Raw genomic sequence first — 13,130 nt, forward strand, 5'->3', positions numbered from 1 at the left:
CATGGGCGCCGGTCACGCCCACAAGCTCTACCGGCACGGCCACTCCCCGGTCCACGCCCTGCCGCCGCACTGCAAGCTCGCCGCCGTCTTCTGCTTCGTCCTCGTGGTGGTCTCCACCCCGCGCGAGGCGGTCTGGGCGTTCGGCCTGTACGCGGTCCTCCTGGCGGCGGTCGCCGCGGCGGCCCGTATCCCCGCCGGATTCCTGCTGCGGCGGATGCTCATCGAGGTGCCGTTCGTCGCCTTCGCCGTCCTGATGCCCTTCGTGGTCCCCGGCGACGAGATCCGCGTCCTCGGCGTCCCCCTGAGCGTCCCCGGGCTCTGGGGCGCCTGGAACGTCCTCGCGAAGGGCACCCTCGGCGTGGCCGCGTCCGTCCTCCTCGCCTCGACCACCGAGCTGCGGTCGCTGCTGCTGGGCCTCCAGCGGCTGCGGCTGCCGCCCCTGCTCGTCCAGATCGCCTCCTTCATGATCCGGTACGGCGACGTCATCACCGACGAGATGCGCCGGATGTCGATCGCCCGGCGCTCGCGCGGCTTCGAGGCGCGGGGCGTACGGCACTGGGGGGTGCTGGCCAAGACGGCGGGCGCCCTGTTCATCCGCTCGTACGAGCGCGGCGAGCGCGTCCACCTGGCGATGGTGAGCCGGGGGTACACGGGCACGATGCCGGTGATCGACGAGGTGACGGCCTCGCGGGCCCAGTGGCGCTACGCCGCCGCCCTCCCGGTGACGGCGCTCGCCGTGTGTCTGCTTGGCTGGACCCTATGACTCGGCCGGACCTCACGCCCCAGGACCTGACTGCCCAGGACCCCACGACCGCTCCCTCCTCTCCCTCCTCCGCCCGGCCGGTGTCCCTCGACGTCCGGGGCCTCGCCTACGCCTATCCCGACGGCCACCAGGCGCTCTTCGGCGTCGACCTGTCCGTCACGCGCGGGGAGCGGGTGGCGCTGCTCGGTCCCAACGGGGCCGGCAAGACCACGCTCGTCCTGCACCTGAACGGCATCCTCGACGCCGGGGCCGGCACGGTCACCGTCGCCGGGCTGCCGGTGGAGAAGCGGAACCTCGCGGAGATCCGGCGGCAGGTCGGCATCGTCTTCCAGGACCCGGACGACCAGTTGTTCATGCCGACCGTGCGGGAGGACGTGGCGTTCGGCCCGGCCGCCGCCGGGCTGCGCGGCGCCGAGCTGGAGGCGCGGGTCACCACCGCGCTCGGGCGGGTCGGCATGGCGGAGTACGCGGACCGCCCCCCGCACCACCTGTCGTTCGGCCAGCGCCGCCGGGTCGCGGTGGCGACCGTCCTGGCCATGGAGCCGGAGATCCTCGTCCTCGACGAACCGTCGTCCAACCTCGACCCGGCGTCCCGGCGCGAACTCGCCGACATCCTGCGGTCGCTGGACATCACCGTGCTGATGGTCACGCACGACCTGCCGTACGCGCTCGAACTCTGCCCCCGCGCCGTCATCCTGAGCGAGGGCGTCATCGTCGCGGACGGTCCCACCCGCGACCTGCTCGGTGACGGGGCGCTGATGGGCGCGCACCGGCTGGAGTTGCCGTTCGGTTTCGACCCGAAGTCCGTGGCGCCGGGACCCGTCCCGTCGTAGGTATGTTTCTTCCGAGCGGTACGCGCGCGCGAGCGGCGACCGGATCGGAACGACGAGCGGTACGACGGGCGGGAGTGCGGGCGTGGACGTCCAGGGCACGGTGGCGGCGGGCTTCGAGCCGGTCAGGGATGCCTTCGTACGGAACTTCGAGCGGCTCGGTGAACGCGGCGCGGCCGTCGCCGTCTTCCGCGACGGGCGGAAGGTCGTCGACCTGTGGGCCGGCACGCGGGACGTCGACGGGACGGAACCCTGGGCCCTCGACACCGCGCAGACGGTCCGCTCCGCGACGAAGGGCATCGCCGCCGCCGTCCTCCTCCTGCTCCACCAGCGCGGGCAGATCGACCTGGACGCCCCGGTGGGCACGTACTGGCCGGAGTTCAAGACGGCGGGCAAGGAGCGGGTGCTCGTACGGCATCTGCTCACGCACCGCGGCGGACTGCCCGTCCTGGACCGGCCGCTGACCCCGGCCGAGGCGATCGACGGCGAGTCGGGCGCGCGGGCGCTCGCCGCCCAGCGGCCCCTCTGGGAGCCGGGCACCGACCACGGCTACCACGCGCTCACCCACAACTGGCTCATCGCCGAACTGGTCCGCCGGGTCACCGGCCGGAGCGTCGGCCGCTGGATCGCGGAGGAGATCGCCGGGCCGCTGGGGCTGGACTTCTGGGTCGGGCTGCCCGCCGAGGAGGCCCACCGGGTCGGCCGGATCGGCCCCGCCGAGGCCCCGCCCGCCGCCGAGGGAGGCGGCGAGCTGCGGCTGCGGCCGAAGCGGTCCGTGTCGGAGGCGTACAAGGACCCCGAGTCGCTGACGCGGCGGGCGTTCGGCGCGATCGCACCACGGGCCGACGAGAACGATCCCGCCTACCGCGCCGCCGAGTTGCCCGCCGGGGGCGGGATCTCGACCGCGCGGGCGCTGGCGCGGGTCTACGCGGCGATGATCGGACCGGTCGACGGACACCGGCTGTTCGCACCCGCCACGCTCACCCTGGCCCGCACGGAGGAGTCCGTCGGCCCGGACCGGGTGCTGGTCGTCGCCACCCGCTTCGGCCTGGGCTTCATGCTGCACGGCCCGGCGGCCCCCCTGCTGGGCCCCGGCTCCTTCGGCCACCCGGGCCGCGGCGGCGCCCTGGGCTTCGCGGACCCCGAGTCGGGCATCGCGTTCGGGTACGTCACGAACGGCATGCGCAAGGGCGTCACGGCGGACCCGCGGGCGCAGGCGCTGGTACGGGCGGTGCGCGCGGCGATCTGATCGCCGGATCAGGGGGCCTCGGCTCCGTGAACCAACGGCTCGGTCACGGTGAGCTTCTCGGCGTCCTCGGCCACCCAGTTCTCGCCCCCTCCCAGGATGGGCCCAAGAACGTACGTGGTCCCCTGCTGGACGTCGGTCACGATGGCCTTCCTGTCGGTGGTCCCGTCGTACACCTGATCGCCGACCCATGCCCTCCCGTCCTTCATGCCGCGTCCTCCACTCGCATCTCGCCCCAGACCTGTTTGCCCCACGGATCGAGGTCGGTGCCCCAGCGCTCGGTGAGGGAGTTCACGATCACGAGGCCACGGCCCCGGATCTGGTCGCCGTTGGAGTCGGTCCGCATCATCGGGATGGCTTTCGAGCGGTCGACGGCCCCGAGGCGAATCCAGTTCTCCGTGGGGCGGGTGACGATCACACGGATCGAGGATCCCTGCTCGGCGACTACTACCGAGACTTGATCACTCTTGCGCCGGACGCCTCGGTCGCCCGAGAGTGGGGCGACCGCTACCGAACCGAATGGAGCCGACTGTGAGCGCCGCCGAGCTGGACGTCCGTCGCTTCGGGCATGATGACCTGCCACAGATCCGGCAGACGATCATCGAGCTGCACGCCGCACGGCGGGCCCCGACCGGGACGACGACTTCAAGAAGAAGTTCCCCTGGTTCGTGGACCATTGGGGCGGTAACGCGGACTTCGCCTGCGTGATCGCGTACGACGGGGACGAGGGGGTGGGCTTCGCGTACGGCGCTCCCGCCGCTTATGGCCGCGAGTGGTGGCGAGAGCACGTGGAGACCGTGCCGGAGAAGACGCTGACCTTCTCGTACTCCGAGCTGGCCGTCCACCCGAAGAAGCGGAAGCAGGGCGTGGCGGACGCCCTCTCCCGTGCCCTCCTGGAGGAGAGGCCCGAGAACCTCGCCGTCCTCCTGGTGGACATCGAACACCCCCGCGTCCAGGCCCTGTACGAGCGCTGGGGCTTCCGGAAGGTCGGCGAGCGTCAGCCCTTCCCGGACTCCCCGGTCTACGCCGTCATGCTGGCCGAACCAGCCGGTCGGCCTGGCGACGACCCCTACGAGGGCTCCGGACGGCGCCGGACCGAGTTCATGCTCTGTGCGGAGGGCGTTGACCGGACGGACGAGGGCCATGTCCGCCGTGCCCTGCTGGTCTTCGAGGACTTCATCCGCGCGTACCGGGACCCGGACCAGCAGGGCAGGCCGAAGTGGCCGGAGGACATCGGTGTTCGGCTCGATGCCGGTTCGGCCCCTCAGACGAGCCGCTTACGGCCCCAGAAGAAGAGGAACGCCACGGCACCGGCGGTCAGGGCGAACAGAATCGACGCCCCGAACCACTGCATGGCGTTCATCTGCGACAGCGGGAGGTACTGCACCGACCAGCCCACGACACCGTCCTTGTCCAGGCACACCTGCCGTGCCGCCTCGGTCTGCGACTCCGAACAGGTGCCCCAGCCCAGCAGATCCCCGCTGCCGGTGACATACGACTGGTCGATCTCGTAGGCGCCGCGGGGGAGCAACGGGAACACATTCTCGCCTATGACACCCTTGTCCGTCGTGACCGTGACGACGTTGCCGAGCGACAGCTGGAAGTAGCCCCAGACGAGCTGGAGCACGACGGTGAAACCGAAGGTGACCACCATGGCCGGCAGCGTGCGCCGCAGCACCGCGCCGATCGCCACCCCGCCGAAGACGGAGAAGAGGGTGAGGGCGACAGGCACCGGGCCCGTCGTGTTGAACGCGGCGCCCGAGGTCCAGTCCAGGACCGTGACCTCGGACTTGACGGGGTTCCACCACCAGCCGAACACCGCCGACAACGCGCCCGTGCTCACCACGACCACCAGTCCGGCCAGCGCCAGCTTCGTGGCGAGCCAGCGGGTCCGGCTCATGGACTGGGCGGCGACCAGCTTGGCGGTGCCGTTCTCCAGGTCGCCCGCGATGAGCGGGGCGCCGAGGAAGACACCGAGCAGGACGGGTATCGCCTGGAGACCCATGGAGACGACGGAGAACGCGTCGTTGTACTGCTGGACCTTGCCGCCCGCCTCGTCAAGGCCCTTGCCGGGATAGCCGTAGCCGTCGAGGAAGTCGACCAGCTGGCCGCGCTGGTAGACGATCCAGGCCACGGAGAGCGCGGTGGCGGCGAGGATCGTCCAGAACGCGGCCCGGTGCTGGCGCCAGACCAGCCAGGTCATACCGCTGAGTCGGGGGCGCCGGCCGGCCTCCGTGGTAGTCGTGTCCGAGGTCCCGTCGGTGGTCCCGTTCATGGTCCCGTTCTTGCCGTCGCTCGTGGAGCCGGTCGAGGTGCTGGTCGAGCCGCGGGTGAAGGTGCTCATGCCGCCACCGCCCCGGTGCCGAACCCCTGGCCGTGGACCTGGGCGGTGGGGGTGATCAGCGGTGGTGCGTCGGGTGAGCGGAGATAGGCGAGCAGGAGTTCCTCCATGTTCGGGGCGTTTATGTCCCAGGGGCCGGTGACCGGGCCCACGGGGCGGATGAGCGCGGTGAACTGCCGTCCGCTGGTCCGGGACTCGACGAGGGTGTGGTGCCCGAGGGCGGCGGGAGCCATGCCGTCACCCTCCTTGGCGCCCGTGACCAGGGTGTGCACGGACATCAGTTCGTCCACGTCACCGGCGAGGCGCACTCCGCCGCCGGAGACGACGACGAGGTAGTCGCACACGTTCTCCAGTTCGGCGAGGACGTGGGTGGACATCAGCACGGTGGTTCCGCGCTCGGCGGCCTCGGCGAGGAGGGTGCCCATGATCTCGTGGCGCACGACCGGGTCGAGGTCCGACATCGGCTCGTCGAGCATCAGCAGGTCGGGGCGCTTTCCGAAGGCGAGGGCGATGGCGACGCGGGTGCGCTGGCCTCCGGAGAGGGTGCTGATCTTCGCGTCGAAGGGCACGCCGCCCGCGCGGATGATGTCCTCGGCGGCGCGCTGGTCCCAGCCGGGGTTCAGCTCCCGGCCCAGACGCAGGGTCTCCGCCACGGTGAAGCGGCGGAACAGGGGCTTCTCCTGGGCGAGGAACGCTGTGCGCCGGCCGGACTCCACCGAGCCCGGAGCCTCACCGAACAGGCTGATCGAGCCGTTCGTCGGCTGGAGGACATGGGCCGCGATGCTCAGCAGCGTGGTCTTGCCCGCCCCATTGGGTCCCACCAGGCCGCAGATTCGTCCCGCCGGGAGCCGGAAGGAGCAGTCCCGCAACGCCCAGCCCCGGCGGTAGCGCATCCCCAGCCCGTACGCCTCGATCGCCGGTTCCCCCGCGTACATACCTTCACTCACCTGTGCTCCTGGTTGTCGTGGCCCCCGTGGACCCCGTTGTCGTGGACCTCGTCGCCGCCACGTTCCCGGGCGGCGTACTGCTTCTCCATCGCCGACGCGACCAGCGCGGCCACGTCCTCCTGCTCCAGACCGCCCCCGGCCGCCCTCGACATCCACGCCACCAGCTCCGCGTACAGCGCCGAGTCGGTGCCCGTCTCGGGGCGGCCCAGCGTGCGGCGTACGAAGGTGCCCTGGCCCGGTCGCGGTTCGACCAGGCCCTCGCGCTCCAGCTCGCGGTACGCCTTGAGGGTGGTGTTCGGGTTGACCGTGCTGGTCGCGGCGACCTCCTTGGCGGTGGGCAGCCGGTCACCCGGCACGAGTACGCCCAGCCGGAGGGCCTGCTTGGTCTGCTGCACGATCTGCTGGAAGGCGGGGACCCCGCTCCGCCTGTCGATGCGGTACTCCACGATCACCACCACCATTCCACTACTTGATTAGTGGAATGATGATGGAGGGCTGTGAGGGCGGTTGTCAACGTCGACCGGGGACGAGGAGAAGCGGGTGGGAGGTCATGGCGCAGAAAGAAGGCGCTGGAGGAGTACGCCTGGAAACGACCGACCGGCGCCCGGCTCTGGTGCGGGCGGCGGGTTCGGAGACATGATCACCGGACACCGGCCGGACGGGTCGGGCGGCCGGACGGAGTGAGTGGGATGCGACAGGTGGATCAGCCGGAGGCGGGGCGGACCGGGGCGGGTCTTGCGGCGGTGGGGGAAGTGCCGCCCGGTGTCCGGCGGTTCGACGGGTACGGCGTGCTGATCACCGGCGCGGGCCGGGGCATCGGCGCGGCCACGGCGCGCCGGCTGACCGACGAGGGCGCCCGCGTCCTCGTCACCGACCTGGACGAGAAGCGGGCGCGGGCCACGGCCGAGGCCCTTCCCGGCGCCCTCGCGTACCGCTGCGACGTGGCCGACCGTACGGAGATCGAGGCGGCGGTGGCGTACGCCGTGGAGCACTTCGGCTCCCTCGACGTCCTGGTCAACAACGCGTACGCCTGCGCGCCCGACGCACCGCTCTTCGAGGACGAGCCGGACGACGTCTGGGCCAGGGACCTCGACATCACCCTGACCGGGGCGTTCCGCTGCGCGCGGGCCGCGCTGCCGCATCTGGCGGCCTCGGGGCGCGGGGCCATCGTCTCCATCGGTTCGGTCAACGGCGAGCAGGACTTCGGCAACCACGCCTACAGCGCGGCCAAGGCGGGCCTCGCGAGCCTCACCCGTACCCTCGCCGGCCATGCCGCTCCCCGGGGAGTACGGGTGAACCTCGTCGCCCCCGGCACCATCCGCACGGAGGGCTGGGCGGGCCGCGAGGACGCGCTGGACCGCGCGGCCGGGCACTACCCGGCGGGGCGGGTGGGCACCCCGGAGGACATCGCGTCGGCGGTGGCGTTCCTCGCGTCCACGGACGCGGCGTGGATCACCGGCGTGACGCTCCCGGTGGACGGCGGAATCCTGACGAGCAACGTCGGTCTGCGGCGGGCCCTCGGGGGCGGGGCCTGAGCCTGTCGTTCGATACGCGGCGGTCGGGTTGGCCACCTGCCTGCCGCCCGGACCCGTCCACGTACCGTTCTTCCATGCCCGAACTCCAGCGTCTGCGCCCCGACCACGCCCCGGCCCTGCTCGCGTTCGAGCGCGAGAACCGGGCCTATTTCGCGGCGTCGGTCACGGATCGCGGCGACGCGTACTTCGCGCACTTCGACGCCCGCCACGACGCGCTGCTCGCGGAACAGGCCGCCGGGCTCTGCCACTTCCACCTGCTGGTGGAGAGCGGGGGAGAGGTGGTGGGGCGCGTCAACCTGGTGGACGTGGCGGACGGGTCCGCCGAACTGGGGTTCCGGATCGCCGAGAAGGCCGCGGGGAGAGGGCTGGCGACCGTCGCGGTCCGCCGTCTCTTCACCCTGGCCGCCACGGAGTACGGGCTGACCTCCCTGCGGGCGGGCGCGGCGCGCGGCAACCTCGCGTCGCGGGCGGTCCTGACCCGCACCGGGTTCACCCCTACGGGCGAGAGCGTCCTGGGCGGGCGGCCGGGGATCACGTACGTACGGGAGTTGGTGCGGGCGTGACCGGGCCCGTACGGGAAGCCGGTGCGCGCGGGACCGGGCCCGTACGTGAGCTTTGCGAGGCCCCCCTCACGTGTGCAGCATCAGACCTATCCCCACCACCATCAGCCCCGCCGCCGCGATCCTCGGCGTGCCGAAGCGTTCCTTGAAGAACACCGCCCCTATCGCCGCCCCCACGATGATCGACGACTCCCGCAGCGCCGCGATCGGGGCGAGCGCCGCCCGGGTCTGGGCCCACAGGACCAGCCCGTACGCCACGACCGACAGGAAGCCGCCCAGCAGGCCCAGCGCGGCGTGCGGGCGGAGTTGGGGGAGAAGGACGCGGGCGCCGCGCACGTGGAGCGCGTACGCCGGGATCAGGACGCCCTCCAGGATCATCAGCCACGCGAGATAGCTGACCGCCGAGCCCGCGTTCCGTACGCCCACCCCGTCCACGACCGTGTACGCGGCGATCGACAGGCCCGTCGCCAGCGCGGCCACCAGCGCGGGCCAGTGGGGCTTGGTGCGCGGCTCGGTCCCGGGCTTGGTGCGCGAGCCCTTGATGCCCCACAGGGCCACCCCCACCAGCCCCGCCGACGCGACCGCCACCCCCGCCGCCTGCCAGGCGTCGAGCTTCTCGCCCACGAAGAGCGCGGCCAGCACGGTGACCACCAGCGGCGCCGTACCGCGCGCGATCGGATACATCTGGCCGAAGTCACCGAGGCTGAACGACCGCATCAGCAGCGCCTGGTAGGCGATGTGCAGCGCCGCCGAGACGCCGAGGTAGGGCCAGGCCGCCGCGTGCGGCAGCGGGGCGAAGCAGGCGGCCACCGCGCCGAGCGCCGCGCCGCCCCCGGCGATCAGGGTGAAGGCGAGGAGCTGGTCGCGGATGGTGTGCGCGATGGCGTTCCAGGTCGCGTGGGTGAGGGCGGCCACCAGGACCGCCACGGCGACGAGCGGAGTCACGCCTTGCGCTCGCGGACGTCCACCAGGGTGCCGTTGGCGTGGGCCACCAGGGACGCGGGGTCCATCGGGAACACGGTGTGCGGGGTGCCCGCCGCCGCCCACACCACGGCGTGGTCCAGCAGGCCCCGGTCGGCGAGGACGGTCGTTTTCGTACGGTGGCCGAAGGGCGGGATGCCGCCGATGGCGTACCCCGTGGTCTCCCGTACCCGATCGGCGTTCGCGCGGGTGACGGCCACGGCGCCCAACTCCTGCCGTACCCGCTCCAGATCGACCCGTGAGGCGCCGTCCATCAGCACCAGGACCGGGACCCCGTCGGCCTCGAAGACCAGGGACTTCACGATCTCGTCCAGCGCGCAGCCGACCGCCGCCGCGGCTTCGGCGGCGGTGCGGGTGGCGTCGGGGAAGCGGCGGATCTCCCCGGCCAGGTGGCCGAGGCCCAGCTCGCGCAGGGCCTCGGCGAAGCGGGGGTGGGCGGCGGTGGCGGGTGCCGCGGCGGTGGGTACCGCGGTGTGAGGTGCCGTGGTGTGAGCTGCCGTGGTGTCGCGTTCGTTCATGGCTGGCACGCTAGTCGGCGGGGTACGGGCTCCGCGAACGGCTTTCGCGCCCGTGACCGGCCTGCTGCCGGCTCACCCCGCTCCCAGCACCGCCGCCACCACCGGCCCCGCCGCGTCCGCCCCGTGTCCCCCGGACTGGACGACCGCCGCGGCCGACAGGTCGTCCTGGTAGCCGGTGAACCAGCTGTTGGAGTCGGCCTGGTTGTCGACCTCGGCGGAGCCGGTCTTCGCGCCCTTGTCGCCGCCGAGCCCCGACATCGCCTGCGTCGCGGTGCCGTACGAACTCGTCGCGGTCAGCCGCATCATGTACCGCAGGTTCTGCGACACGGCGGACGGCAGCGAGCGCTGCGCGTACGCGATCTGCCGGTCGTCCAGCGACTTCGACACGATGACCGGCTGCCGGAAGGTGCCGTTCTTCGCGGTGGCCGTGATCGACGCCAGGTTGAGCACGTTCATCTGCACCGTGCCCTGCCCGATGTACTGCGCCGCCGCCTCGCCGCCCGCCGCGGCCGGCACGCTGCCGTCGAACGACGTCACGCCCGTCTGCCAGTTGAGCCCGATACCGAAGACCTCCTGCGCCTCCTTGCTCAGCGCGGCGTCGTCGTGGGTGTCGTCGATGAAGTGGATGAAGCCGGTGTTGCAGGAGCGGGCGAAGCTCTGCGCGAAGGTGCCGCCCTGGATCGAGAAGCCGTCGAGGTTGGTGAACGTACGCCCCTGGTAGAGCACGTCGGGGGAGCAGTCCGCCGGTCCGTCCGGGCCGGCGAGGCCCTTCTCCATCAGCATCGCCGCCGTCATGATCTTGAGCGTGGAGCCGGGCGCCTGCTTGCCGAGCATCGCCGCGTTCCAGCCGTCGCTCCGGTTGTTGGCGACCGCGATGATCTCGCCCGAACTCGGCTTGACGGCCGCGACCGACGCCTCGCTGAACTTCTTCACCGCCGTCTCCGCCGCCGCCTGGACGTTCGCGTCCAGCGTCGTGCGCAACTTGCCGGTCTTGCCCTTGGCGAGCGTGAGCAGCGTCCGGTTCGGGGTGGTGGCGTCGTCGCCGCGCAGCGACAGTTCGATGCCGGGCGTGCCGCCCGCGTCCTCGCCGTACTTCTTGCGCAGCTCGTCCAGGACACTCGCGAGGGACGGGTACTTCTCCGCCGTCAGCACCTTGCCGTTACGGTCCACCGCCTCGATCGGCGGGACGGACGCCTCACCCGTCACCAGCGACGTGGTCGCGGTCAGGTCGGGGTGGATCACGCGCGGCGCCCAGTCGACGAGCGGCTTGCCGGTGGTCAGGCCGCGCACCACCGTCAGCTCGGAACTGTACGACCAGGGCTTGCTCTTGCCGTCGAACGTGACCGTGGCCTTGACGGTGTACGGCACCTTCGCGCCGACCGGGGTCCCGGGGGTGATGACGGCGGAGGCGACGTGCGCCTCGTCCCGGTAGTCGGTCAGCACGGACTGGGCCTCGGCGGCGTTGTTGGTCAACTGCGCGGCGGCGGCCGGGTCCTTGCCGCCCGCCCACGCGGCGAGGAAGTCCTTGGCCGCCGTGTCGATCTCCTCGGCGCTCAGCGGACCGGTCTTGACCTCCTCGGACTGTGAGGTGGTGGTGGTGCCGCCCGTCCCGCTGTCGCCGAGCCCGTTGTAGACGTTGACCGCCCCGTACCCCACCCCACCGACGACCACGGCGAACACCCCGCCGACGACGGCCACTTTCGCTCCGCTGCGCATCCTGCTGTCCCCTCCCCGGGGCCTCCTTTGAACACGTTCAAGGAGGCAGTCGGGGGAACTCTACGGGACAGGTGTGACAGATCGGCCGGGTGTTATCGGACTGCGACGATGACATTCGGGCGGCGTGCGGGTGACGTACGGGTGCCCAATGCCCCCGGCATTGACGGCACTTCCTACGCCGGTGCCACCCGCAGATCCAGCTTGAGCAGGGCGTTCTCCACCAGCTCCGGCATCGCGGGGTGGATCCAGTACTGACCGCGCGCCATCGTGCGCGCGTCGAGGCCGAAGTGCATGGCCTGGATGATCGGCTGGATCAGGGTGGGCGCCTCGGGGCCGATGACGTGCGCGCCGAGCAGCAGGCCGGTGATCGGGTCCGCGAGGAGTTTGACGAAGCCGGTCGTGTCCTCCATCGCCCAGCCGTACGCGATGTCCGCGTACGCGTGTGTCGCGCTGACGTACTCGACGCCGTCCCGGCGTGCCTGGTCCTCGGTCAGGCCGACCGAGGCGATCTTCGGTGCGGAGAACACGGCGTGCGGCACGTACCGGTGGTCGGACTCGATGGGGGCGCCGGGGTTCAGCAGGTTGTGCTGCACGACCCGCCCCTCGTGGTTGGCGACATGCTTGAGCTGGTACGGGGAGCTGATGTCGCCCAGCGCCCAGACGCCCTCCACGGACGTGGCCTGGGTGCTGTCGGCGTACACCCGCCCGTCGTCGGTGAGCTTGAGCCCGCCCGCGGCGGCGTCGATCAGGTCGCTGTTGGGGACGCGACCGGTGGCGACGAGGAGTTCCTCGGCCTCGATGGTCTCGGGCCCCTCGGGCCCGTCCACGTACACCCGTACAAGACTCCCCTCCCTCTCCACACGCGACGCGGTCCGGTCCATGCGCAGATCCCAGCGCCGGCCGGCGAGGTCGGTGAACCGGCGGGCAATGTCGGTGTCCTCGTGGCGCAGCAGCAGCCCCGAGCGTCCGATGACGGTGATCTCGACGCCGAGGGCGGAGAAGACGTGGGCCAGCTCGACGCTCACGAACCCCGTACCCATGATGATCATGCGCGGGGGCAGCTCGTCCAGCCGCATGACGGTGTCGCTGGTGAGGTAACCGGACGTGTCGAGCCCCGGCAGCGCGGGGACGGCGGGCCGGCTCCCGGCGGCGACGACGATCCGGTCGGCCGTGACGGCCTCGGGCCCGGTGGCGGTCTCGACCACCAACTCCCGTATCCCGGTGAAGCGGGCGGTCCCCTTGAGCAGCGTGACGTTGGGGCTGCCCTCGGCGCGATAGCGCTCACCGCCGGCCGCGATGGGGTCGATGCGTCCGAAGATCCGGTCCCGGATCTCACCCCACCGCACGCCCCGCAGCTCCAGATCCACCCCGAGCCGCGACGAACCGGCGGGCGTACGGGCGGTGTCGGCCGCGTGCACGAACATCTTGGTCGGAATGCACCCGACGTTCAGACACGTCCCTCCGTACAGGGAGTCCGGCCCGATGCCCTTCTCCACGATCGCCACGTCCCACTGGGCGAACCGCTCGTCCACGATCGAGTTCCCGGAGCCGGAACCGATGATGACGAGGTCGTAATGGCGCATCCGCTGATCCGTCCTTGCTGTTCGTAACGCTGCTGAAGACTCCCCGAAGTCTCTCTCAGAACCCGACCCCGAACCACCCGCCGGGGAGCGCGGTCGTCTCCTGTAGGAAG

At 71.7% G+C, this 13,130-nt stretch carries 14 protein-coding genes and 1 pseudogene; 6 read left to right on the plus strand and 9 right to left on the minus strand.

The window, feature by feature from the left end:
- Window position 1: 1 nt before the first annotated feature.
- The 3 genes from cbiQ to ACIO1C_RS20515 all read left to right on the plus strand — a co-directional run bounded on the left by cbiQ (window position 2) and on the right by ACIO1C_RS20515 (window position 2,842).
- Entirely contained in the window at window positions 2-763 is a 762-nt protein-coding gene (gene cbiQ, locus ACIO1C_RS20505; RefSeq protein WP_401865535.1) for a cobalt ECF transporter T component CbiQ, read from the plus strand.
- A complete protein-coding gene (locus ACIO1C_RS20510; RefSeq protein ID WP_401865537.1) occupies window positions 760-1,596 on the plus strand; it encodes an energy-coupling factor ABC transporter ATP-binding protein in 837 nt (278 codons plus the stop codon). Before cbiQ ends, ACIO1C_RS20510 begins: the two co-directional genes overlap by 4 nt.
- Window positions 1,597-1,678: 82 nt before the next feature.
- Window positions 1,679-2,842 (plus strand): serine hydrolase domain-containing protein, encoded by a 1,164-nt coding sequence (locus ACIO1C_RS20515; RefSeq protein ID WP_401865539.1) that lies wholly within the window; start codon window positions 1,679-1,681, stop codon window positions 2,840-2,842.
- An 8-nt stretch (window positions 2,843-2,850) separates the two neighbouring features.
- Here ACIO1C_RS20515 and ACIO1C_RS20520 read toward each other — a convergent pair whose 3' ends face one another.
- A complete protein-coding gene (locus ACIO1C_RS20520) occupies window positions 2,851-3,048 on the minus strand; it encodes a hypothetical protein (protein ID WP_401865541.1) in 198 nt (65 codons plus the stop codon).
- Entirely contained in the window at window positions 3,045-3,257 is a 213-nt protein-coding gene (locus ACIO1C_RS20525; protein WP_401865845.1) for a hypothetical protein, read from the minus strand. The genes ACIO1C_RS20520 and ACIO1C_RS20525 overlap by 4 nt, the downstream gene beginning before the upstream one ends.
- A gap of 113 nt (window positions 3,258-3,370) precedes the next feature.
- Here ACIO1C_RS20525 and ACIO1C_RS20530 point away from each other — a divergent pair.
- Window positions 3,371-3,882 (plus strand): annotated as a pseudogene (locus ACIO1C_RS20530) (GNAT family N-acetyltransferase); the annotation flags it as partial.
- Window positions 3,883-4,103: 221 nt separating this feature from the next.
- On the opposite strand, the gene ACIO1C_RS20535 reads toward ACIO1C_RS20530, so the two are convergent.
- From ACIO1C_RS20535 to ACIO1C_RS20545, 3 genes are read right to left on the minus strand one after another with little or no spacing between them, the layout of a single operon-like run.
- Window positions 4,104-5,183 (minus strand): ABC transporter permease subunit, encoded by a 1,080-nt coding sequence (locus tag ACIO1C_RS20535; protein WP_401865543.1) that lies wholly within the window; start codon window positions 5,181-5,183, stop codon window positions 4,104-4,106.
- Entirely contained in the window at window positions 5,180-6,115 is a 936-nt protein-coding gene (locus ACIO1C_RS20540; protein WP_401865809.1) for an ABC transporter ATP-binding protein, read from the minus strand. The genes ACIO1C_RS20535 and ACIO1C_RS20540 overlap by 4 nt, the downstream gene beginning before the upstream one ends.
- A gap of 8 nt (window positions 6,116-6,123) precedes the next feature.
- Window positions 6,124-6,588, minus strand: coding sequence for a GntR family transcriptional regulator (locus ACIO1C_RS20545; protein WP_401865545.1), 465 nt, complete (start codon window positions 6,586-6,588; stop codon window positions 6,124-6,126).
- A gap of 291 nt (window positions 6,589-6,879) precedes the next feature.
- Here ACIO1C_RS20545 and ACIO1C_RS20550 point away from each other — a divergent pair, with 291 nt between their 5' ends.
- The gene (locus ACIO1C_RS20550) at window positions 6,880-7,662 is read left to right on the plus strand and encodes an SDR family NAD(P)-dependent oxidoreductase (protein ID WP_401865811.1); all 783 of its coding nucleotides are present in this window, start codon (window positions 6,880-6,882) and stop codon (window positions 7,660-7,662) included.
- A 74-nt stretch (window positions 7,663-7,736) separates the two neighbouring features.
- Entirely contained in the window at window positions 7,737-8,225 is a 489-nt protein-coding gene (locus ACIO1C_RS20555; protein ID WP_401865547.1) for a GNAT family N-acetyltransferase, read from the plus strand.
- 66 nt (window positions 8,226-8,291) lie between these two features.
- Here the strand turns inward: ACIO1C_RS20555 and ACIO1C_RS20560 are convergent, their stop codons facing one another.
- The 4 genes from ACIO1C_RS20560 to ACIO1C_RS20575 all read right to left on the minus strand — a co-directional run bounded on the left by ACIO1C_RS20560 (window position 8,292) and on the right by ACIO1C_RS20575 (window position 13,020).
- Window positions 8,292-9,167, minus strand: coding sequence for an EamA family transporter (locus tag ACIO1C_RS20560; protein ID WP_401865549.1), 876 nt, complete (start codon window positions 9,165-9,167; stop codon window positions 8,292-8,294).
- A complete protein-coding gene (locus ACIO1C_RS20565) occupies window positions 9,164-9,721 on the minus strand; it encodes a YbaK/EbsC family protein (protein WP_401865551.1) in 558 nt (185 codons plus the stop codon). The genes ACIO1C_RS20560 and ACIO1C_RS20565 overlap by 4 nt, the downstream gene beginning before the upstream one ends.
- A gap of 72 nt (window positions 9,722-9,793) precedes the next feature.
- Entirely contained in the window at window positions 9,794-11,437 is a 1,644-nt protein-coding gene (locus tag ACIO1C_RS20570; protein WP_401865553.1) for a penicillin-binding transpeptidase domain-containing protein, read from the minus strand.
- 173 nt (window positions 11,438-11,610) lie between these two features.
- Window positions 11,611-13,020 carry a mycothione reductase gene (locus ACIO1C_RS20575; RefSeq protein ID WP_401865555.1) on the minus strand — a complete coding sequence of 470 codons (1,410 nt, stop codon included), beginning with the start codon at window positions 13,018-13,020 and terminating at the stop codon, window positions 11,611-11,613.
- Window positions 13,021-13,130: the final 110 nt, after the last annotated feature.

The sequence above is a fragment of the Streptomyces sp. NPDC087420 genome, assembly GCF_044744165.1.
Lineage (GTDB): Bacteria > Actinomycetota > Actinomycetes > Streptomycetales > Streptomycetaceae > Streptomyces.